Raw genomic sequence first — 20,225 nt, 5'->3', positions numbered from 1 at the left:
GTGCGCAGCCGGCATCGAAGCATTATTCCCTGGCGAGGGCTAAAAAGCGCCCGTTATTGCATTTCCTGGGCGCTGTTACAGTCAGCTTACAAGCTGCAGCGCAACGAAATAAAGGACGCATCGCACACCGCGTGTTTCAGCGCGCAGTTCAGCGCGACGGCCACTTCCACGCCGGCATGTCGCGCTCGTCGGCATCCACAAGGCGCGTGGCGCCGAAGTGCTTCTCCAGCACGAGCGACTCGCTCGCCTCCTCGCGCTCCAGCGCGGAGATGAGGCGCGCGGCATGCGAAACGACGAGTATCTGCGAGTGCGCCGCGGCTCGCGCGATCAACCGCGCGAGCGCCGGCAACAGGTCCGGGTGCAGGCTCGTTTCAGGTTCGTTCAGCACCAGCAGCGCCGGCGGCCGCGGCGTTAGCAGCGCGGCCACGAGCAGCAGATAGCGCAATGTGCCATCCGACAGCTCCGCCCCCTTGAGCGGACGCAGCAGGCCGTGCTGATGCATCAGTACCTCAAAGCGGCCGTCCTGCGCGGCAATCTCGAGCCGGGCCCCTGGAAACGCGTCGTCGATAGCGGCGTCGAGCGCGGTCGGATCGCCGATCTCGCGGATGGTTTGCAGCGCGGCGGCAAGGTCCGCGCCGTCGTCCGCCAGCACCGGCGTATGCGTTCCCACTTGCGGCATGCGCGCGGGCGCGTCGACGTCCGTCCGGAAGTGATCGTAAAAACGCCATGAGCGGATCTGTTCGCGCACCGCGATCATCTCAGGCGCCGTGCGCGGGTCGGCAAACTCCGTCATCATGCTGTCGAAACTCGCGACCGGCTGGGGGACCGTTTGCCACTCGCCGCTTTCATCGCGCGTACGGAGCGCCGCGCCCTGCCTGTCGACGAGCAGCGCCGAGGGCCGCAGCAACGGGCCGCTCCAGATGCACTCGCGCTTGATCACCGGGTCGAGTGTGAAGCGGCTCGCACCCGGAACCGGCAACCCTAGATCGATCGCGTAGCTGAACGGTTCGCCCGCGAAGCCGAGCCGCAGGCTGACGGGCGCGTTGCGCCTCGTGCCCTGAACCTCGGCTGCGCCGCTCAGCATGTCGCGCGAAAAGCGTTCGGGACCGGCCCATAAGGTGGAAGGCAAGCCGCCTTCGCGCGCGAGCGACGGGATGACGCCGCCGCGCGCCGTTTCGGCGACGAGACGCAGCGAACGATAGACGCTCGACTTGCCGCTGCCGTTGGCGCCCGTGATGACATTCAGCCGCCCGAGCGGCACGATCAGCTCGCGCAGGGACCGGTAACCGGCGATGGCGAGTGCGCTCAGCACGCGACTATCCGCGGGTGGTTCGCATGCCGGGGCGCGCGGGGACCGTCGCCGGCTGCGCGCATGATTTGCCCTTTCGGCGCCCTCATCATGCGTGGCCGCCGCCCGCGGCCGGTCTCTGCACCGGCATGCTGCGCAGGTCGCGCAAAAAGCTGTCGCGCCATACGCCCAGGTCGTTCTTGCGCAACGCGGCCATGTTGATCTCGTGACGCCGCTGGCGCGCGTCGAGCGGCATTTGCAGCGCACGCTGCAAGGCTTCGCACATGCCGATCGCATCATGCGGATTGACGAGCAGCGCGCCCGAGAGCTCGGCTGCGGCGCCCGCGAAAATGGACAGCACCAGCACGCCCGGATCGTCCGGATTCTGTGCGGCGACATATTCCTTCGCGACGAGGTTCATGCCGTCATGCAAGGGCGTGACAAAGCCGATCTGCGACTCGCGAAACAGCGACATGAGTTTCCAGCGGTCGTATTGCTGGTTCAGATAGCGGATCGGCGTGTAGTCGAGGCCCGAATAGCGCCCGTTGATGCGCCCTGCTTCGTACTCCAGGTCCTGACGGATCTTCTGATAGGTGGCGACGTCCGAGCGCGTGGGCGGCGCGATCTGCACCAGCGTGACGTTGCCGCGCCATTCCGGCGAGCGCTCCAGCAGATGCTCGAACGCGCGAAATCGCTCGACGAGCCCTTTCGAATAGTCGAGCCGATCCACGCTCATGATCAGCTTGCGGCCTTCCAGGCTCTGCTTCAGATCGAGCACGTGCTGACGGCTTTCGTAGCGCTTGGCCTGCTCGGCAATTTCGTCGGGAAACACGCCGATGCGATAGACGCCCGTGCGCAGCTTGCGCCCGAACGCTTCCACCACGCCTTTCGACACGGTGCCGCGCGCGTGGCGGGTCACGTAGTCGTGAAAGGCCTGTTCGTCCGTCGCGGTCTGGAAGCCCAGCAGGTCGTAGCAGGACAGCGACTTCACCAGCTCTTCATGCGGCGGAATGTTGAGCAGGATCTGCGGCGACGGAAACGGAATGTGCAGGAAAAAGCCGATGCGATTCGTGATGCCTTCGCTGCGCAACGCCTCGGCAAACGGGATCAGGTGATAGTCGTGAATCCAGATCACGTCGTCGGGCTCGAGCAGCTTGATGAGCTTGTGCGCGAGCCACGCGTTGACGCGCCGGTAGCCGGCATACTCCTCGCGCTCATAGCGGGCGAGGTCGTTGCGATAGTGGAACACCGGCCATAGCGTCGCGTTCGAAAAGCCGCGGTAATACTGGTCGTAGTCCTTACGCGTGAGACCCACGGTCGCAAAGGTGACGGCGCCGTCCTGCTCGAGCGTCGGCCCCGCGTTGGCGACAGTCTCGCTCACCACGTCGCCGCTCCAGCCGAACCACACGCCTCCCGCATCCTTCAGTGCGCCGAACACGCCGACAGCGAGGCCGCCCGCCGACCCTTTGGTTTCCGTCGGCGTTGCGACGCGATTCGACACGACGATCAGTCGGCCCATGTTGCAAGTCCTCCTTGTTTCGCGCGGCATCTGCCATGCATGCAGCCAACGCCCGCCACGCAACGGGCGCCTCGACAACGTCGCGCGGGCTGCACGCCATGCCGCGCCGGATTGATTCAGTGAGTGGACGGTTCGACCCTTTGACGAGCGATCGGTTGCATCGATCGGTTGCGTCGATTGGCCAATCGGCCAGGTCTCGAAGGGCGGCGGCGGTCACTTTCAGCCTGTTCCGGCCGCCCGCTCCACCCGTTCGTGGCCGGGCTTCGCCTTTTAGCAGCAAGGTCGCGCGAACCCCTACGGCCTACTAAGCCGTTTCCTTCGCCTCATCGCGCAACGGCACCGCGGGCGCCGCGCCGGGGCCCGGACGGCTCGCCACCGGGTCCGCCTCGGTATGCGCCGCCGTGCTGCCAGCCGGTGCGCGCGCGCCGCGCGGCACCCAGTCGAGCGGCTCGCCCTTGCCGTTCTCCAGTTCCGCCGACACTTCGGCGCGTGTGCGCGGCAGATACTGCGGATAGTGCTTCTGGATGAAGTCGATCAACCCCTCGCGCACACGGCAGCGCAAGTCCCAGTTCAGGCCCGAATCGAGCGAACTGACGAGCGCGCGCAACTGCATGGAGCGCTCGGTGCCTTCTGTCACCTGCAGCACCTGTACGCGCCGGTCCCACTCGGGCGCCGCCTCGACGATGCGCGCGAGCTCCTCGCGCAGCGGGGCGAGCGGCATCCGGTAATCGACATAAAGAAACACCGTGCCGATGATCTGCGAGCTGCTGCGCGTCCAGTTCGAAAAGGGATTTTCGATAAACCATTGCAGCGGCACGATCAGGCGCCGCTGATCCCACAGGCGCACCGACACATAGGTCCCGGTGATTTCCTCGATGCGCCCCCACTCGCCCTGAATGACGACGACGTCGTCGAGCCGGATGGGCTGCGACAGCGCGATCTGCAAACCCGCGATCAGATTGCCGAGCACCGGGCGCGCGGCAATACCGGCGACCAGCCCGGCCACGCCAGCGGAGGCGAGCAGGCTCGCGCCGATCTGCCGGACATTCGGAAACGTCATCAAGGCGCCGCCGACGCCGACAATCACGATCACGAACATGACCGAGCGCGCCAGCACCCTTGCCTGCGTGTGGATGCGGCGCGCGTGCAGATTGTCGGCGGTATCGAGCGGATGGGCCTGAATGATCGCCTCGCCGATGGCGGCCGCCGAACGCACGGAAAGCCACGTCAGCGCGCCGATCAGCGCAATGGCCGCGGCGTCGCGCAGCGGCGCGATGAAGGTGAGCGCGTCCGGCGCCTCCCACCATACGGCTTCCAGCGCCAGAATCAGAACGACGAACAGCGACGGCTTGTCGATATAGCGCAGCACCACGCTCGTGAGCGGATAAGGCCGCGCGATCCGCGTGACGACGCGCGCGCCCACGCGGTGCACGCCAATGCCGATCAGCACGGCGAGGACAGTGACCAGCAACGCGCCGGGCCAGCTGTGCAACGGCGCTTCAGCGATGTGGTCCAGCTGGTCGAGTCGATCGAGAAAAGCCATATAGGACAGTTTCCTCCTCGCTTGAATAGGGACAGGCCGGCAGCGCGTAGCGCCGACACAGAAGTGATGTGCGCCCCGAGATCAAACCGGGCGGCGCCTCTCGTGAGCGCGGCGAAGCGCGCTCGACGCGCTCGCCAGTCAAATCATGCGCCCCGCTTTTGAGCCGGCCGCGACCGCGAACGGCGGTGCGCCGGCTTCTGTTGAATGTGTGCGCGACATGCGGCAGATACGGCACATACAGCGCACGGGTCAGACTAATCGGCACACATGCGTGGAAGAACACGCTGAACGGTTGCCGGCCGCGCGCGGTACCGGCAGCAAGTACCAGGAATTGTCAGGTACCCGCCGACCGGCGCGCCTTAACTTACATCAATTTCCGCTTTTGCAGGGAAACGCCTTGCCGAGCCCGAGCGAGATCGCCGTGCTCGCGTTGTAGCCCGCCACGATCGGATTTTCGGCGATGTACTTGCGCACCGCATCCGTCAGTTGCGCCGAACGTGCATCTTGCGGCAAGCAGAAGTACTGGCCGACGCGCGGCCCGGTGGTGCCGCCGATCGCGTCGATCGTATTGAAGATGCCGTCGGCGGCGCCTTCGATATAGGCGGCGCACGCACTGCGCGACGCCACGTCGGTCTTCGTGCACAGCTTGTTGAGGTCACCTCCCGTAAACGCGGCCGCCGACAACGGTACGGCAAACGCGCTGGCGAAAATCAAGGCCCGCAGCATGGTGTTCCTTTCCAGGGTCGTTTATCAGGCGGTCTGTTGCCGCATCGGACGGCGCGCGCAAGGCGCGCCAAAGTCGTCATTCTGCACTGTTTTAGCCTGCGGCAGCAGGCGGCAGCCGCTATCTTCAGCCAATAAGTGCAGGCGATGAGTTCGGACAACTTCGGGCAGCGCATTGAGGCAGGAAGCGGCGCAAACCGCGTAGAGCCTCTGCGCCAGCGTCACTTCTGCTGCATCTGCTGCAGCCGGGCGCTCAGGCCCTCGACCACGTCCGGCTCCTTGTAGGTCTTCGCGAAATCCAGCGCCGTCATGCCGATCTGATTCTTCACGGTCAGATCCGCGCCGTTGTCGAGCAGCAGCTTCACCGTCGACACATGGCCGCCGCGCGCGGCCATCATCAACGGCGTGGTGCCGTTCGGCGAGCCGGCGTCCACGTAGGCGGAATGGTCGAGCAGGAGTTTCACGACGTCGTCGTGGCCGTTCGCGGCAGCGTAGTGCAGCGGCGCCCAGCCCTTCTTGTTGACCTCGGCGTCTTTGGCGATCAACTGCTTGACGAAGTCGAGGTCGCCGTTCAGCGCGGCCATCATCATCGCGTTTTCGCCGGCTTTGTCCTCGATCTCGATGTTTGTCTTCGGATTCGCAAGCAGCACGGCGCCGACCTTGTCGGACTTCTCCCGCGCGGCGAGCACGAGGAGCGGCATGCCCTGGTTGTCGACGCTGTTCGGGTCCATGCCCTTGGCGAGGAGTTTTTTGACGCCGTCGACATCGTCGAATTTGACCGACTTGATCAGCGAGTCGATCGGCGCGGCCACAGCCGGCGCGGCGATCAGCGAGCTCAGCGCGGCGCACGCGAGAGTCGCGGCCAGCGCCACGCGCGAGAAGCCGCGGCGGATCGAGGAGCCCACCAAGGCTTGGGTGCTTGCGGTGTGCGGTGCGTGAGTCAACGTCGAATCATTCATCATGTTTTACTTTAGGGCTCGGCCCTATCCTATTGATTTTTAGCACCTTCTTCAGGCGCCAACAGGCGCGGGAAGCTTGAAAAGGCGGAAGAAATTTTGCGTCGTCGCGGCGGCGAGCGCCGCGTCCGTCATCTCGCGTTGCTGCGCGATGAAACGTCCGACATAACTCACGTACGCAGGTTCATTGGGTTTGCCACGATACGGCACCGGCGCGAGGTATGGCGAATCGGTCTCGATCAGCAGCCGTTCCAGCGGCACGCGGCGCGCCACGTCCTGCACGTCGGTCGCACTCTTGAACGTGACGATGCCCGACAGCGAGATGTAAAAATTCTGTGCAAGCGCCTGCTCGGCCACCGTCCACGGCTCGGTGAAGCAATGCATGACGCCGCCCGGCTCGCTCGCGCGCTCCTCGGCCATGATGCGCAGCGTATCGTCCGACGACGCGCGCGTATGGATGATGAGCGGCTTGCCGGTCGCGTGCGCCGCGCGGATATGCGTGCGAAAGCGCTCGCGCTGCCATTCCATATCGGCGATCGAGCGGCCTTCCAGACGGTAATAGTCAAGGCCGGTCTCGCCGATCGCCACCACTTTGGGATGCTTGGCGAGCTCGACCAGTTCGGCGACGCTCGGTTCGCGCATGTGCTCGTGGTCCGGATGCACGCCCACGGACGCGTACACATTCTCGTGCCGGCTCGCGATATCGAGCACGGACGGCAGCGTCTCCAGGTCGACGGACACGCACAGCGCGTGCGTGACCGAGTGGCTGCGCATGTTTTCGAGCACCTGCGGCAGGCGGTCGGCGAGTCCTTCGAAATTGATGTGACAGTGCGAATCGACAAACATAGTGATGTCCTGCAATGGGATGCGTGAGGCGGTCAGCCGGCTGCGCGCGGCGCGTCGAGCCGCTTGCCGAGAATGACCAGATCGCGCTCCACGCCGTCCAGCACGGCCACGCGCGGCAGCGACCCCCACGTGTCGAAGCCGAACCCGCGGAAGAGCCGCAGGCTCGCCTCATTGTGGCCGAAGATAAAGCCGAGCACCGTGTCGATGCCGAGCGCCGGCGCCACCGCGAGCGAGGCCGCCAGCATCTGCTTGCCGAGGCCCTTGCCGCGCGCGCGTTCGTCCAGATAGATGCTGACTTCGGCGGTGCGCTGATAGGCCGGGCGGCCGTAAAAGTCCGAAAAGCTGAGCCATGCGATCACGCGGCCGCGCTCCTCGGCGTCTTCCACGACCCACAGCGGGCGTTTCTGCGGCCCGTGCGCATGAAACCACGCCACCCGGCTTTCGACGCTGACCGGTTCCAGGTCGGCGGTCACCTGGCGCGAGGCGATCGTCGAGTTGTAGATGGCGACGATGGCGGGCAGATCGTCGAGCGTGGCATCGCGGTAAGAAAGACTCATGGTGCTGTCGGCGTTTGAATGAAGGACGGCTGACGGAGAAAGATGAAAGCGACGCGGGCCGGGCTGCGCCGCGTCATGCAAACAACTCGCGGTAGCCGAGAAACAGTTCCTCGAACACGAGCCGCGCGTTCAGCGGATGATTCTCGACCGCGCGCTGCCGCGTGACGGTCCGCATGAAGCGCGCGAACGCGCTGGCGTCGGCCTGCGCCGCGCAACGCGTCAATGCCGCCGACGCCTGCGGAAAATAGCGCGGCGCACCGGCGGTGCGCTGAGCCAGCAGATCGTACATCCAGCGCTGCAGCCAGCCGAGCACGAGCGGGACCGGCAGCTTCTGCAGCGCCTCGCCGCAGGCGAAGGCGTCGCACTGCGGGCCCGCGGCCAGTTGCTTGAGCGTCCAGTCGCGCAACGCGCGGTTTTCGTCGCTGGCAAGCGCGAGCGCGGTGAGCGGCGCACCGCCCGCCTCGGCGAGCAGCGCCGGTGCCTCTTCCACGCCTTGCGCGGCAAGCCATTCGGTGGCGGCTTGCGGCGCCGGCAGGCTCATCGGCCATTGGCGGCAACGGCTGATGATAGTGGGCAAGAGCCGGTCGATCCGTGCCGACACCATCAGGAACACGACGCCCGCGGGCGGCTCCTCCAGCGTCTTCAGCAGCGCGTTGGCCGCCGCGACGTTCAGCGCTTCGGCCGGGTACAGCACGACCACCCGTGCGCCGCCGCGGTGCGAGCCCACGCCGACGAAGTCCAGCAAGCCGCGAATCTGCTCGATCCTGATTTCCTTGCTGGGGGCGCGCGTTTTCTTGCCCTCGTCGCCGTCGGCTTTTTCCGCTTTGTCCTCGGCGCCGTTGCCGAGGCCGGCCTCGGCGGCCAGCGCCTCGGGCACGACGATACGGTAGTCGGGATGATTGCCCTGCGCGAACCAGTTACACGCGACGCACGCGCCGCAGGGCTCGCCGTTCTCCCGCCGGTCCTCGCACAGCAGGCCTTGGGCGAGGTGCTGCGCGAAGCGCAGCTTGCCGATGCCCGCCTGGCCGTGCAGCAGCAGCGCATGCGGCCACTGGCCGCGCAATTGTTGCAGGCGGCTCCAGTCATCGGCTTGCCACGGATAAATCATTATTCGTCTTTAAAATCAAACTGTTGAGAGCGTTGTCTCGTGCGTTGCGCGAGCTTTTCGTTGACCATGAACCGCTGTTATATCAGCGGATAATCAAAGGCTTACCATCAGCTCTTCAAGCTGTTTCTGAATGCGCGCAATGCTCTGCGAAGAGTCAATGATAGCGAAACGGTAAGGCGCTTCTTCCGCGCGGCGCAGATATTCGGCGCGCGTGCGCTCGAAAAATGCCGCCGATTCGCTCTCGAAGCGATCGGGGTCGCGCGCCGCGCTGCGCCGTTCGTTGGCGATTTCCGGCGCGAGATCGAACAGCACGGTCAGATCCGGCTGGAAGCCGCCCTGCACCCAGCGCTCCAGCGTTTCCAGCTTGTCGCGCGGCAGCCCGCGCCCGCCGCCCTGGTAGGCAAACGTGGCGTCGGTGAAACGGTCCGACAGCACCCAGTCGCCGCGCGCGAGCGCCGGCTCGATCACTTCGGCGAGATGCTGACGGCGCAGCGCGAACATCAGCAGCGCCTCGGTTTCCAGATCCATTTTCTGATGCAGCACGATCTCGCGAATCTGCTCGCCGAGCGGCGTGCCGCCCGGCTCGCGCGTCATGACGACGGAGCGGCCGGTGGCCGCCACTTTCTGCTCGAGCCGCTCGCGGAACCAGGCCAGGTGCGTCGTCTTGCCGGCGCCGTCGATGCCTTCGAACGTGATGAATTTGCCGCGCGCCATTTATTGCCCTCGAATGTATTTGTCCACGGCCTTGTTGTGATCGCCGAGGGTGTCGGAAAAGATGCTGCTGCCGTCGCCGCGCGAGACGAAGTACAACGCGCTCGTTTGCGCCGGGTTCATCGCCGCCTGCAGCGAGGCGACGCCGGGCAGCGAGATCGGCGTGGGCGGCAGGCCCATGCGGGTGTAGGTATTGTAAGGAGTGTCCGTCTGCAGGTCCTTCTTGCGGATGTGGCCGGTGTAGCCCTCGCCCATGCCGTAGATCACGGTGGGGTCCGTCTGCAGCGGCATGCCCACGCGCAGGCGGTTCGCGAACACAGCGGCCACCATGGCGCGGTCGGATTTCTTGCCGGTTTCCTTTTCGATGATCGACGCCATGATGAGCGCCTCATATGGCGTTCGGTACGGCAGGTTCGGCGCGCGCGCGAGCCATGCCTCGTCGAGCCGCGCGTGCATCAGACGATAAGCGCGGCGGTAGACGTCGAGGTCGCTCGTGTTCTTGTCGAACAGATAGGTGTCCGGGAAAAACAGCCCCTCGCCGTTGCCGATCGACGCCTCGGGCGCGCCGATCGCGCTCATCAGCTGCGCGTCGCTCATGGCGACGCTGTCGTGCCTGAGCGCCGGGTTCGCATCGAGCTCGGCGCGCATGCGCTTGAACGTCCACCCTTCAATGATGGTCGCCACGTATTCGTTGACGTCGCCGCGAGCGATTTTCTGCAGCACTTCGTACGGCGTCACACCGGTTTTGAACTCGTAATTGCCCGACTTCAGTTCGCTTTGCAGGCCGAGGAGCCGCGTCATGATGACGAAGAGTTCGGGCTCGACCGGCACACCGCCGCGATTGAGCTGCAACGTGACGCTGCGCAGGCTGCTGTGCGGCTTAACGGTGACGTCGAGTTGCGCGGGATTCAGCTCGAGCGGGCTCGTGGCCCAGTGGTATCCGCCAGCAATCGCGGCTGCGGCCAGCACGACGACAGTCGAACCGGCGATCAAACATTTCTTGAAGAGGGACATGAAAACGTGACTGGGTTGGACTGCATATAATACTTGTTTGCCTTAGCCAAAGTCAGAATTGACTGTTCCCGGAATCCATGAACACACCGCTCGCTACTGAATCAGGCAACGCCGCAGGCAACCTCGCAGGCAACCCCGCAGGCGCAGCTTCAGGCACCCCCGCGGCCGGCGCCCCGTCGAGCCCGGCCGCGGCGGCGCTGCCGGTGCTCCCGCGCCCCTCAGCCGATGAGTTCGACGCCGTCCTCCAGCACGGCGCCTACGCAGTGCTCACGCAGTTCGGCGTGATCGACGCCACGGGCGACGACGCCGCGAGCTTCCTGCACGGTCAGTTGACGAACGACACGCAGCACCTCGATGCCGCCAACGCGCGCCTCGCGGGCTACTGTTCGGCAAAGGGCCGCCTGCTGGCCTCCTTCCTGACCTGGCGCAGCGGCGACGCGATCCGTCTGCTGGTCTCGAAAGACGTGCAGGCGGCGGTGCAGAAGCGGCTCTCCATGTTCATCCTGCGCGCCAAGGCAAAACTCGCGGATGCGAGCGGCGAGCTGGCGGTGATCGGTCTCGCGGGCGACGTGCGCAAGGCGCTCTCCGGCGTGTTCGACGCGCTGCCGGACGGCGTCCACGTGAAGGTGGACGGCGCGGCGGGCTCGCTGATTCGCGTGCCGGACGCCTGCGAGCGCCTGCGCTATCTGTGGATCGGGCCGAAGGCGCAAATCGAAGCGCAGTTGCCCGCGCTCGGCGAAAAGCTCAAACAGGTGTCGCCGGCGGTGTGGGACTGGCTCGACATTCGTGCGGGCGAGCCGCGCATCACGCAGCCGGTGGTCGAGCAGTTCGTGCCGCAAATGGTCAATTTCGACGTGCTCGGCGCGGTCAACTTCAAGAAGGGCTGCTACCCGGGCCAGGAAGTGGTGGCGCGCAGCCAGTACCGCGGCACGATCAAGCGGCGCACCTCGCTCGCCACCGTGGCTGGCGAGTTGGATAGCGTGAAGGCGGGCGCCGAACTCTTTCACTCCGACGACCCGGGCCAGCCCTGCGGCATCGTGGTGAACGCCGCGTCGGCGCGGGACGGCGGCGTCGATGTGCTCGTGGAGATCAAGCTCGCGGCGCTGGAAGGCGGCTCCGTGCATCTGGGCGCCGCAGACGGCCCGGCGCTGCGCTTTCTCGCGCTGCCCTACGGCCTGCCGACCGAGGTTTGAGCGGCGCCTCGCCGTACCCACCCCAGCGGCGAGTTGCGGTCGACGCATGCGCCGCTTTTCGCTGGCGCCCTCGCCTGGTTTGCTGTTCGCCCTTGCGATCTGACGCAAGCTAGACCGCAAGTTCAGACGCGACTTTCCGATCCAATAAACCGGAGACATCCCCGATGTGCCTGATCGTGTTCGACTGGCGACCCGATGCGCTCGACGGCCCACTGTTCACGCTAGCCGCGAATCGCGACGAATTCTTCCGGCGCACGGCTCAGCCGATCGGCTGGTGGGACGACGCCCGGGGCGTGCTGGCCGGCCGCGATCTGGTGGGCGGCGGCACGTGGCTCGGCATGTCGCGCGACGGCCGCTTTGCCGCGCTCACCAATTATCGGGCACCGCACGAAATGCGCGCCGATGCACCGACCCGCGGCACGCTCGTGAGCGACTGGCTCGTGGGCGGAAACGCCGCGGCGAACGGCGGGGGGAATGGCAACCACAATCGCAGCGACAGCGCCGCTGAACACGAGACGCCGCTCGCCTATCTGCAGCGCGTCGCGCGAACCGGCGACATTTACAACGGTTTCAATCTGCTCGTCGGCGACTGGACGCGTCGCGAACTTGCCTGGTACTGCAATCGCGCGAATCTCGCGCCCGCGCTGCTCGCGCCGGGCACGCACGGCATCTCGAATGCGATTCTCGACACCGCGTGGCCGAAACTCGTCAAAAAGCGTGGCGAGCTGGGCGCGCTGCTCGCACGCAACGCGATGCCGCCGCTCGAGCGTCTGATCGACCTGATGCGCGACCCGCGCGTCGCGCCGGATGCCGAGCTGCCGTCCACCGGCATTCCGCTCGAGCGCGAACGGGCGCTGTCGGCGGCATTCATCGAAACGCCCGAGTACGGAACGCGCGGCACGACGGCGCTGCGAGTCGTCGCCAACGGCGAAATGGTCAGCGTGGCGGTGGCCGAGCGCAGCGACGACAACGGCTCGCACCGCGTCGTGCGACCCGGCGACTTCGAACGCAGCTTCGCGTTCAACGTCGAGCGCGCCATCGCCTGATCCTTCAATCCACGCCGAATGCCGCGCGCAATGCCGCGGCGGCATCCTCATGCGCGCGCGCGACCTCGGGCACGAAGCCGCCCATCTTGAAGAACTCGTGAATCATGCCGGGATAGCGCGTAAGCGTCACGGCGTTGCCGAAGGCGCGCAGTTTGTCCGCATAGGCGTCGCCCTCGTCGCTCAGCGGATCGTATTCGGCGGTCGCAATCCATGCCGGCGCGAGGCCGCTGAAATCCGGTGCGCCGCGCGTGCCGTCGAGCGGCGCGAATCGCCAGTCGTCGCGATCGCGCGTGCCGCGCACGTACTGCTCGAAGAACCATTGAATCGTCTCGCCCGAGAGCAGAAATCCGTCGGCGAGACGCGAGTGCGAATCGGTCTGCTGATAGCCGGTCGTGCCCGGGTAGATCAGCAACTGCAGCGCGAGTGCTATACCGGCGTCGCGCGCGAGCACGGCGCTGACCGTCGCGAGCGTGCCGCCCGCGCTGTCGCCGCCCACCGCGAGCCGTTCATGGTCGATGCCGAATTCCGCGGCGTGCCCGTGCAGCCAGGCGAGCGCATCGAAAGCGTCGTCGACGGCGGTCGGGAATTTGTGTTCGGGCGCGAGCCGGTAATCCACCGAGAGCACCGCGCACTTGCCGTCGCGCGCGAACATCCGGCAAAGCGCGTCGTGCGTATTCACGCTGCCCACGGTGAAGCCGCCGCCGTGGTAGTAGACGAGCGCCGCGGTGGGCTCGGCCCAGCTCGGCGCCTGCGCGTGGTAAAGGCGCGCGCCGATCGTCGCGCCGTCGCGGGTCGGGATGCGCAGATCTTCCACGGCGAACATCGGCGCGCTCGCGATCTCGAGAATCGGCGCGCTTTTCTCGTACGACGCGCGCGCCGCTTGCGGCGTCATCTCGTGGAGCTTCGGGCGCTTGGCGCGCGCGATCATGTCGAGCACCTGCTCGATCTTCGGATTCAAGGGCATGTGAGGTGAAACGGCGAAGAGGCGCGGGAGGTTGAAAAAACGCGCGGCATGGCGCGCGGTGTCAGGTGCCGTGTCATGTGCAGTGTCAAGCGCGGCATCGGCTTCAGTCGGCAGCCGCGCGCGTGACTTCCGGCTTCAGCGACATCGGGTCGGTCGGATCGCGCAACTGCTCGATATCCGCGTGACGCAGCCTGACTGTCGCCATGATGGCCGGGTGCGTGACGATGTAGAAGCGCCGTTTTGCGATGGCGTCGAAGGTGAGCCCGGCGACCTCGGCCGCGCTCAGCTTGCCGGCTCGCACGGCGCGCTGCAATTGCTTGCCGGCGGCGATCTGCGAGCGCGTCGGCTGGTTGTCGTTGCGCAGCTCCGCGGGCCGCGCGCGCTCCGCATGCGCAATGCCGGTCGGCGCGAAGGCCGGACACAGCAGCGAACAGCCGACTACGCTCGTCGCATCGCGCCCGGCCTGCGCGAGTTGCAGGTCGTGATAAAGCGTCTCGGTGAGCGACACCACGGCGTGTTTCGACGCGTTGTACACGCCCATTGCGGGCGGCGATAAAAGACCTGCCACGGACGCCGTGTTCACGATATGCGCCGGCTCGTTCTGCGCGAGCATGATCGGCGCGAACACACGCACGCCGTGCGCGACGCCCATCACATTGACGCCGAACACCCACGCCCAGTCGTTCGCCGAGCTCTCCCACAGGAAGCCGCCCGCGCCCACGCCCGCGTTGTTGAACAGCAGATGGACCCTGCCGAATGCGTCGAGCGCGGCGTGGGCGAGCGCCTCGACCTGCGCCGCGCTCGACACGTCGGTAGGCACGCCGATCGCCTCGGCGCCGGCTGCGCGCAACGCTTCGACGGTTTGTGCCAGCGCGTCGGCGTTCACGTCCGCGAGCACGAGCTTCATGCCCAGCGCCGCGGCCTTGTGCGCGAACGCCTCGCCAAAGCCGCTCGCCGCGCCGGTGATGACCGCGACCTTCCCTACAATTTCGAACATCCGTCGACTCCGTGATGAGCTGTTTTTTGTCCACGCTCGCTTGCCTACGCGGCTCGATGGGCGGCGCAACAGGCGCCTCGCTCGCCGAGCCGAGCCGCGTCGCTGGCTCGCTCAGATCAGCTTGACCAGCTGCTTGCCGAAGTTCCTGCCCTTGAGCAGGCCGATAAACGCCTCGGGCGCGGCATCGAGCCCTTGTGCGATGCTCTCCCGATACTGCAGCTTCTTCTGCGCGACCAGCGTGCCGAGCTGCTTGAGCGCCTCCGGCCAGACATCCATATGCTCGCTCACGATGAAGCCCTGCACGGAGAGGCGCTGCGTCAGTATCAGCGACGGGTGCCTGAGCGGCACCGGCTGGCCGTCGTAGCCCGCGATGTATCCGCATAGCGCGATGCGGCCAAACGGGTTCATGCGCGCGAGCGTCGCGTCGAGCACCTCGCCGCCGACGTTCTCGAAACAACCGTCGACGCCGTCGGGCGTCGCCGCCTTCAGGTCCTGATACAGATTGCCGGCCTTGTAGTCGACACACGCGTCGAAGCCGAGCGTCTCCACCACATAGCGGCACTTTTCTTCGCCGCCGGCGATGCCCACCGCGCGCGCGCCGGCCAGCTTCGCCAGTTGCCCGACCACGCTGCCCACCGCTCCGCTCGCCGCGCTGACGACGACGGTCTCGCCCGCCTTCGGCGCAATGATGCGGTTCAGGCCGTACCACCCGGTCACGCCCGGCATGCCGATCGCCCCGAGATAAGCCGACAGCGGCACATGCGTGTCGTCGACTTTCTGCACGCCCGCGCCGTTCGACGTGCCGTACTCCTGCCAGCCGAACATCGCGACGACCTTGTCGCCGACCGCGAACTTCGAATTCTTCGACTCGACCACTTCGCCGACCGTCCCGCCGATCATCACTTCATCGAGCGGCTGCGGCGGCGCGTACGACTTGCTGTCGTTCATGCGGCCGCGCATATACGGGTCGAGCGACAGGTAGTGATTGCGCACGCGGATTTCGCCGTCGGCGAGCGGCGCGAGCGGCGTTTCGACGAGGCGGAAGTTGCCGGGCGTGACGGCGCCTTGCGGACGCGAAGCCAGCACGAACTGGCGGTTGATCTGTGGCATGTCGATCGTCTCCTTGGGTTGCGGATGGGCCGCTTGCTCTGTTGTGGCGCGTGTGCTTAACCGTCGCTGGGACCGGGTTTCGCCGACGGGTCGCTGCGCAGACGCTGACGCGTCACATCGCGGCCCACGGCGAGGCGGCGCATATATTTGAAGGTGCCGAGCGCCTTCGCGACGAAGTGTCCCTCGCTGTCGCGGATTTCGCCTTCGCAATAGGCCATGGTGGTCGACCGGTGCAGCACGCGCGCGCTCGCGCGCAGTTCGCCGCGGCCCGGCTCCATGAAGTTGACCTTCATTTCGACGGTGACGACGCCGACGCCGTCGCCCGCGAGGCTGCGCGCGGCCATGGCCAGCGCCACGTCGGCGAGCGTCATGGTCACGCCGCCATGCGCGACGTCCCACGTATTCATGTGCTCCGCCAACAGGGACAGCACGACTTCGCTCGCGCCGTCCGCTGCCGACACGAGTTGCGCGCCGAGCCGGTCGACAAAAGGACTCTCGGGCAGCGACGCGCCGCCCGCGGCGGATGAAGGTGAATCGGTCATTGCGGCTTTCAGTGTTCCTTGTCTCGATGTGCGGGCACGGCGAAGATGCGCGAATGAGCCGCCGGTGCGGCGGGCTTCACGCGCGCGGCGCACCGTGCCGCAAGAGCAGAAATGATACCCGCTGTGGCGTTTCGCGGTGACGGGCAGACGTCGGCTTTGCGGCCGGCGGCGTTACAGCCGGCGAGCAGATCCGCGCGCGCCGAAGCCCGATTGCGCTCACGCGGCCCGCGTGGACGCGCGCGCCGCCATCGCGGTCGCGAGCCGCCCGAGCCGGCGCAGCGCTTCGTCGGCGAGATCGAGGTCCGTGCTCGGACAGCTGAGGCGGATGAAGTGATCGAAGCGGCCGGCGTTGGAAAACACGGTGCCGGGCATCACGCGAATGCCCTCTTTCAGCGCCGCGTCGAAAAAAGCGGCCGACGACACCGTGGGCGGCAGCTCGACCCAGAAGAAGATGCCGCCGGCGGGCGGCGTGAAGCGCGTGCCCTCGGGAAACGACGCCGCAAGCGCCGCCGCCATCCGCTCGCGTTGCAGCCTCAAACGCTCGCGCAAGCGCCGCAGGTGCCGCTCATAGGCGTTCGTCTCCAAAAACTCCGCGAGCACGACCTGAGACAACTGCTCGTTGTGACGCGACTGCGCGAACTTCAGCATGCCGATACGCGGATGCCAGCGCCCGCCATGGATCCAGCCGACCCGCATGCCGGGCGCGAGCGTCTTGTTGAACGAGGTGCAATGAATCACGGTGCCGTCCGTGTCCCAGGCCTTCAGCGAGCGCAGCGGCTTCGCGCTGTCGACGAGTTCGCGATACGGGTCGTCCTCGATCAGCGCGATGCCCGCTCGCGCGCACAGCTCCACGAGCCTCGCCTTGTGCGAATCGGGCATCACGCAGCCGAGCGGATTCTGCAGATTCGGCACGACCACCACGGCCTTGATGTCGGGATGCGTGTGCAACGCGAAGTCGAGCGCCTCGATGGCAAGACCGGTGCTCGGGCTCGCCGGAATTTCCAGCGCGCGCAGCCCGAGGCTTTCGAGCGCCTGCAGCAAGCCGAAGAAGCACGGCGACTCGACGGCGACGGTGTCGCCCGGCTGCGTGACCGCTCGCAGCGCCAGATTGACGGCCTCGATGCCGCCGTGCGTCATGATGATGTCGTCGGCGCCGATCGGAATGCCGGCGTCGAGCGCACGGCGCGCGATGATTCCGCGCAACGCCGGGTCGCCCTGCTCGGCACCGGCGGCGGTGAGCAGCGTGGGCCGCCGGCGCAACGCGCGCAGCGCGGCTTTTTGCAGCGCATCGGTCGGATAAAGATCGGACGAGGCGGTCGCGCCGCCCAGGTTGAATGCCTCCGGATAGCGCTGCAGTTGCGAGACGATCGCCGAAATGGTCGAGTGGATGCCGACGAACTGCGCGGCGCCGGGCACGCTCGCCAGGTCCGGTTCGGACGCGGCCGGCAAGGCGGCGCCTTTCAATGCGCGCACAAAGTAACCGGAGCGCGGCTGCGCCTCGATCAGCGCCTCACGTTCGAGCACGCGATAACTCTCGGTCGCCGTCGCGAGGCTCACGCCGTGACGCTGCATGAAGGCGCGCATCGACGGCATGCGCTCGCCGGGACGCAGTACGCCATGACGGATCGCGCGGCGATACTGGGCCGCCAGTTGACGATAGAGCGGCTCGTCCGCTGGGGCATCGTTCGGCGGCTTGCCGGGCTTGAGGGTGTGCGCTTGCATGGGCGGTGGTGTCGGCGTTTGGGTTGACGCTGCTGTTGGCTGTGTACTGGCGAGTGTGTTGGCCTTCGTGCTGCTGTGTGCGCTGATCGGCTCATGCGCCGATGGTGCGCACGGTCCACGCGCAGCGACAGATACACATGGCCTCCATTTCGACCGATACAGCACGTGAAACCACCGTCTTGTACCGGTTCAGATGATGGCCGGCTGCGGCTGTTTTCACCGAAGCCACGTCAATAAGCTGGGTGGCATGCAAACGGTACCGAAGGAAACCACCATGTCTCGCGCCACCCTCAATGTATGCCGCCTCGCCGCCGGCCATATTGCCCTGCACGACTTGCGTGCCCGCAGCGCCGTGGTCGCGGTGGAAGGCGATCTGCAGCTCGCGTTCCGCGACCACTCGCTCGCATGGCTTTGCGATGCTGTTCCGTTCACGGCGATCATGCTGCGCGAAGGACAGTGCTTCGTGCTGCCGCAACGCGGCGTGGTGTCGATCAGCGCGGCGCGCGCGGAAGCGGTGGCTTTCGCGCTGCAAGCGTCGCAGAGCGCCGCAAAAAGCCGCTTGCTGCCCGGCCATGTCGCGCGCCAGTTGGCCGCATTGGTCAGAGCGACGCTGCGGCGCGCCGCCTGACGCGCTTCGGTGCGCGGCAGGCCGCCCGCTACAATGCATGACCCTATCCGCTCTTCGAGGTGCCGGTCATGTCCTTCGTCCGCATGTTGTTCAGTGCGAGCCTCCGCCGTACGGCCGTGTGGTGCGCTCTCGTTACGTTTGCGCTGACGCTCACCGCATGCGCCGGCTTATTCGGCGGCGATCCGCTGCGCGTGAACGTGGCCGGCATCGAACCCCTCGAAGGCCAGGGTCTCGAAATGCGCTTTAACGTCAAGCTGCGGGTGCAGAATCCGAATGACTCGGCGGTCAGCTTCAACGGCGTATCGCTCGATCTCGACCTGAACGGCAAATCGTTCGCGAGCGGCGTGAGCGATCAGAGCGGCACCGTGCCGCGCTTCGGCGAAACGGTGCTGAACGTGCCGCTGACGGTGCCTGCGTTCGCCGCGGTGCGTCAGGCCTTTGCTTTCGCCGGCGCCGCGGAGTCGGGGCAGGTTCCGTATGTCCTGCGCGGCAAGCTCGCGGGCGGCCCGTTCGGCACCACGCGTTTCATCGACCAGGGCACACTGAGCTTGCCGACGGCAGGTGGCGCCCTGCCGTGATCACGCCACTTCGAAGAGACCCGCCGCGCCCTGCCCGCCGCCGATACACATGGTGACCACGACGAGCTTCGCGCCGCGCCGCTTGCCTTCTATCAGCGCGTGCCCGGCGAGCCGCGCGCCGGATACGCCGTACGGATGCCCCACCGCGATCGCGCCGCCGTTCACGTTCAGCCGGTCATGGTCGATGCCGAGCTTGTCCGCGCAATACAGCACCTGTACGGCGAACGCTTCGTTCAGTTCCCACAAGTCGATGTCGTCCACTTTCAGGCCGGCCTGTTTCAGCAGCTTCGGCACCGCGAACACCGGGCCGATGCCCATTTCGTCCGGCTCGCACCCGGCCACGGCGAAACCGCGGAAAATGCCGAGCGGCTGCAGCCCTTCGCGCTCGGCGAGCTTCGCGTTCATCACTACGCAGGCCGACGCGCCGTCGGAAAACTGGCTCGCGTTGCCCGCGGTGATGACGCCGCCCGGCAGCGCGGTGCGGATCTTCGAGACGCCTTCGAGGGTGGTGTCGGCGCGAATGCCCTCGTCACCGCTGACGGTCACTTCCTTCGTATAGAGGCGGCCGGTCGCCTTGTCGGCGACGCCCGCGAGCACGGTCAACGGCACGATCTCGTCCTTGAAGCGGCCGGCCTCCAGCGCAGCCGCCGCGCGCTGCTGGGAGCGCACGCCGTATTCGTCCTGACGTTCCTTCGAAATGGCATAGCGTTTTGCGACGTTCTCCGCGGTCTGCAACATCGACCAGTAAATCTCCGGCTTGTGCTCGGCGAGCCAGCTGTCGGTCATCATGTGGCGGTTCATCTCATTCTGCACGCAGGAGATGGATTCCACGCCGCCCGCGACGAACACGTCGCCCTCGCCGGCAATCACCCGCTGCGCGGCGAGCGCAATAGTTTGCAGTCCGGACGAACAGAAGCGGTTCACCGTCATGCCGGGCACGCTGACCGGCAAGCCGGCGCGCAAGGCGATCTGCCGCGCGATGTTCATGCCCGTTGCGCCTTCCGGATTCGCGCAGCCCATGATGACGTCCTCGATGCGCGCCGGATCGACCTTCGCGCGCTCCACGGCGGCTTTCGTCACGTGGCCGCCGAGCGTCGCGCCGTGGGTCATGTTGAAACCGCCGCGCCACGATTTGGCGAGCCCGGTGCGAGCGGTCGATACGATTACGGCGTCGGTCATA

The 20,225-nt window shown here is 66.5% G+C and carries 20 protein-coding genes; 4 read left to right on the top strand and 16 right to left on the bottom strand.

What is annotated here, in order from left to right; all coding sequences use genetic code 11:
* Positions 1-148 precede the first annotated feature (148 nt).
* From HV711_RS14275 to mltG, 10 genes are all read right to left on the bottom strand, one after another.
* Entirely contained in the window at positions 149-1,312 is a 1,164-nt protein-coding gene (locus HV711_RS14275; RefSeq protein ID WP_035477652.1) for an AAA family ATPase, read from the bottom strand.
* Between the two features lie 85 nt (positions 1,313-1,397).
* Complete coding sequence (gene otsA / locus HV711_RS14270) at positions 1,398-2,807, bottom strand: alpha,alpha-trehalose-phosphate synthase (UDP-forming) (protein WP_035477653.1); 1,410 nt, start codon at positions 2,805-2,807, stop codon at positions 1,398-1,400.
* 304 nt (positions 2,808-3,111) lie between these two features.
* Positions 3,112-4,350 carry a mechanosensitive ion channel family protein gene (locus HV711_RS14265; RefSeq protein ID WP_035477655.1) on the bottom strand — a complete coding sequence of 413 codons (1,239 nt, stop codon included), beginning with the start codon at positions 4,348-4,350 and terminating at the stop codon, positions 3,112-3,114.
* Positions 4,351-4,719: 369 nt separating this feature from the next.
* Positions 4,720-5,076 (bottom strand): Rap1a/Tai family immunity protein, encoded by a 357-nt coding sequence (locus tag HV711_RS14260; RefSeq protein ID WP_013588335.1) that lies wholly within the window; start codon positions 5,074-5,076, stop codon positions 4,720-4,722.
* Positions 5,077-5,294: 218 nt separating this feature from the next.
* A complete protein-coding gene (locus HV711_RS14255) occupies positions 5,295-6,035 on the bottom strand; it encodes an ankyrin repeat domain-containing protein (protein ID WP_035477656.1) in 741 nt (246 codons plus the stop codon).
* A gap of 48 nt (positions 6,036-6,083) precedes the next feature.
* Entirely contained in the window at positions 6,084-6,875 is a 792-nt protein-coding gene (locus HV711_RS14250; protein ID WP_035477658.1) for a TatD family hydrolase, read from the bottom strand.
* Between the two features lie 32 nt (positions 6,876-6,907).
* On the bottom strand, positions 6,908-7,432 hold the full coding sequence (locus HV711_RS14245) for a GNAT family N-acetyltransferase (RefSeq protein ID WP_035477659.1): 525 nt from the start codon (positions 7,430-7,432) through the stop codon (positions 6,908-6,910).
* 73 nt (positions 7,433-7,505) lie between these two features.
* A complete protein-coding gene (locus HV711_RS14240) occupies positions 7,506-8,540 on the bottom strand; it encodes a DNA polymerase III subunit delta' (protein WP_028363160.1) in 1,035 nt (344 codons plus the stop codon).
* Between the two features lie 93 nt (positions 8,541-8,633).
* Positions 8,634-9,254 (bottom strand): dTMP kinase, encoded by a 621-nt coding sequence (gene tmk / locus HV711_RS14235; RefSeq protein WP_035477661.1) that lies wholly within the window; start codon positions 9,252-9,254, stop codon positions 8,634-8,636.
* Positions 9,255-10,265, bottom strand: coding sequence for an endolytic transglycosylase MltG (gene mltG, locus HV711_RS14230; RefSeq protein WP_013588341.1), 1,011 nt, complete (start codon positions 10,263-10,265; stop codon positions 9,255-9,257).
* A gap of 77 nt (positions 10,266-10,342) precedes the next feature.
* Between mltG and ygfZ the strand changes: the two genes are divergently transcribed.
* Together ygfZ and HV711_RS14220 are read left to right on the top strand one after the other, a co-directional pair.
* Entirely contained in the window at positions 10,343-11,458 is a 1,116-nt protein-coding gene (ygfZ, locus tag HV711_RS14225; protein ID WP_035477664.1) for a CAF17-like 4Fe-4S cluster assembly/insertion protein YgfZ, read from the top strand.
* Between the two features lie 164 nt (positions 11,459-11,622).
* Positions 11,623-12,504, top strand: coding sequence for an NRDE family protein (locus HV711_RS14220; RefSeq protein WP_013588343.1), 882 nt, complete (start codon positions 11,623-11,625; stop codon positions 12,502-12,504).
* A 4-nt stretch (positions 12,505-12,508) separates the two neighbouring features.
* On the opposite strand, the gene HV711_RS14215 is transcribed toward HV711_RS14220, so the two are convergent.
* The 5 genes from HV711_RS14215 to HV711_RS14195 form a co-directional block, all read right to left on the bottom strand.
* Positions 12,509-13,468, bottom strand: a complete 960-nt coding sequence (locus tag HV711_RS14215; RefSeq protein ID WP_013588344.1) for an alpha/beta hydrolase — start codon at positions 13,466-13,468, stop codon at positions 12,509-12,511.
* Between the two features lie 103 nt (positions 13,469-13,571).
* Positions 13,572-14,465, bottom strand: coding sequence for an SDR family oxidoreductase (locus tag HV711_RS14210; RefSeq protein WP_035477666.1), 894 nt, complete (start codon positions 14,463-14,465; stop codon positions 13,572-13,574).
* A gap of 111 nt (positions 14,466-14,576) precedes the next feature.
* On the bottom strand, positions 14,577-15,575 hold the full coding sequence (locus HV711_RS14205) for an NADP-dependent oxidoreductase (protein ID WP_013588346.1): 999 nt from the start codon (positions 15,573-15,575) through the stop codon (positions 14,577-14,579).
* 56 nt (positions 15,576-15,631) lie between these two features.
* A complete protein-coding gene (locus HV711_RS14200) occupies positions 15,632-16,117 on the bottom strand; it encodes a PaaI family thioesterase (RefSeq protein ID WP_035477668.1) in 486 nt (161 codons plus the stop codon).
* A gap of 216 nt (positions 16,118-16,333) precedes the next feature.
* A complete protein-coding gene (locus tag HV711_RS14195) occupies positions 16,334-17,839 on the bottom strand; it encodes an aminotransferase-like domain-containing protein (protein WP_035477670.1) in 1,506 nt (501 codons plus the stop codon).
* Positions 17,840-18,113: 274 nt separating this feature from the next.
* Here HV711_RS14195 and HV711_RS14190 point away from each other — a divergent pair, with 274 nt between their 5' ends.
* Together HV711_RS14190 and HV711_RS14185 are read left to right on the top strand one after the other, a co-directional pair.
* Positions 18,114-18,467 (top strand): hypothetical protein, encoded by a 354-nt coding sequence (locus HV711_RS14190; RefSeq protein WP_035477672.1) that lies wholly within the window; start codon positions 18,114-18,116, stop codon positions 18,465-18,467.
* Between the two features lie 68 nt (positions 18,468-18,535).
* The gene (locus HV711_RS14185) at positions 18,536-19,045 is read left to right on the top strand and encodes an LEA/WHy family protein (protein ID WP_035477674.1); all 510 of its coding nucleotides are present in this window, start codon (positions 18,536-18,538) and stop codon (positions 19,043-19,045) included.
* On the opposite strand, the gene HV711_RS14180 is transcribed toward HV711_RS14185, so the two are convergent.
* On the bottom strand, positions 19,046-20,224 hold the full coding sequence (locus tag HV711_RS14180; RefSeq protein ID WP_035477676.1) for an acetyl-CoA C-acyltransferase: 1,179 nt from the start codon (positions 20,222-20,224) through the stop codon (positions 19,046-19,048).
* Between the last annotated feature and the right edge of the window lies 1 nt (position 20,225).

The sequence above is a fragment of the Paraburkholderia phenoliruptrix genome (assembly GCF_902859825.1).
GTDB classification, from domain to species: Bacteria; Pseudomonadota; Gammaproteobacteria; order Burkholderiales; family Burkholderiaceae; genus Paraburkholderia; species Paraburkholderia phenoliruptrix.
This window is presented reverse-complemented; position numbering and strand designations above follow the sequence as displayed.

Excerpts from the sequence above, each read along its gene's own strand:
- HV711_RS14200 (WP_035477668.1), bottom strand. The coding sequence starts at position 16,117 with ATGACCGATTCACCTTCATCCGCCGCGGGCGGCGCGTCGCTGCCCGAG.
- HV711_RS14205 (WP_013588346.1), bottom strand. The coding sequence starts at position 15,575 with ATGCCACAGATCAACCGCCAGTTCGTGCTGGCTTCGCGTCCGCAAGGC.
- HV711_RS14220 (WP_013588343.1), top strand. The coding sequence starts at position 11,623 with ATGTGCCTGATCGTGTTCGACTGGCGACCCGATGCGCTCGACGGCCCA.
- tmk (WP_035477661.1), bottom strand. The coding sequence starts at position 9,254 with ATGGCGCGCGGCAAATTCATCACGTTCGAAGGCATCGACGGCGCCGGC.
- HV711_RS14180 (WP_035477676.1), bottom strand. The coding sequence starts at position 20,224 with ATGACCGACGCCGTAATCGTATCGACCGCTCGCACCGGGCTCGCCAAA.
- HV711_RS14240 (WP_028363160.1), bottom strand. The coding sequence starts at position 8,540 with ATGATTTATCCGTGGCAAGCCGATGACTGGAGCCGCCTGCAACAATTG.
- HV711_RS14265 (WP_035477655.1), bottom strand. The coding sequence starts at position 4,350 with ATGGCTTTTCTCGATCGACTCGACCAGCTGGACCACATCGCTGAAGCG.
- otsA (WP_035477653.1), bottom strand. The coding sequence starts at position 2,807 with ATGGGCCGACTGATCGTCGTGTCGAATCGCGTCGCAACGCCGACGGAA.
- HV711_RS14260 (WP_013588335.1), bottom strand. The coding sequence starts at position 5,076 with ATGCTGCGGGCCTTGATTTTCGCCAGCGCGTTTGCCGTACCGTTGTCG.
- HV711_RS14245 (WP_035477659.1), bottom strand. The coding sequence starts at position 7,432 with ATGAGTCTTTCTTACCGCGATGCCACGCTCGACGATCTGCCCGCCATC.
- HV711_RS14210 (WP_035477666.1), bottom strand. The coding sequence starts at position 14,465 with ATGTTCGAAATTGTAGGGAAGGTCGCGGTCATCACCGGCGCGGCGAGC.
- HV711_RS14195 (WP_035477670.1), bottom strand. The coding sequence starts at position 17,839 with ATGCAAGCGCACACCCTCAAGCCCGGCAAGCCGCCGAACGATGCCCCA.
- HV711_RS14190 (WP_035477672.1), top strand. The coding sequence starts at position 18,114 with ATGTCTCGCGCCACCCTCAATGTATGCCGCCTCGCCGCCGGCCATATT.
- HV711_RS14215 (WP_013588344.1), bottom strand. The coding sequence starts at position 13,468 with ATGCCCTTGAATCCGAAGATCGAGCAGGTGCTCGACATGATCGCGCGC.
- HV711_RS14250 (WP_035477658.1), bottom strand. The coding sequence starts at position 6,875 with ATGTTTGTCGATTCGCACTGTCACATCAATTTCGAAGGACTCGCCGAC.
- mltG (WP_013588341.1), bottom strand. The coding sequence starts at position 10,265 with ATGTCCCTCTTCAAGAAATGTTTGATCGCCGGTTCGACTGTCGTCGTG.
- HV711_RS14185 (WP_035477674.1), top strand. The coding sequence starts at position 18,536 with ATGTCCTTCGTCCGCATGTTGTTCAGTGCGAGCCTCCGCCGTACGGCC.
- HV711_RS14255 (WP_035477656.1), bottom strand. The coding sequence starts at position 6,035 with ATGATGAATGATTCGACGTTGACTCACGCACCGCACACCGCAAGCACC.
- ygfZ (WP_035477664.1), top strand. The coding sequence starts at position 10,343 with ATGAACACACCGCTCGCTACTGAATCAGGCAACGCCGCAGGCAACCTC.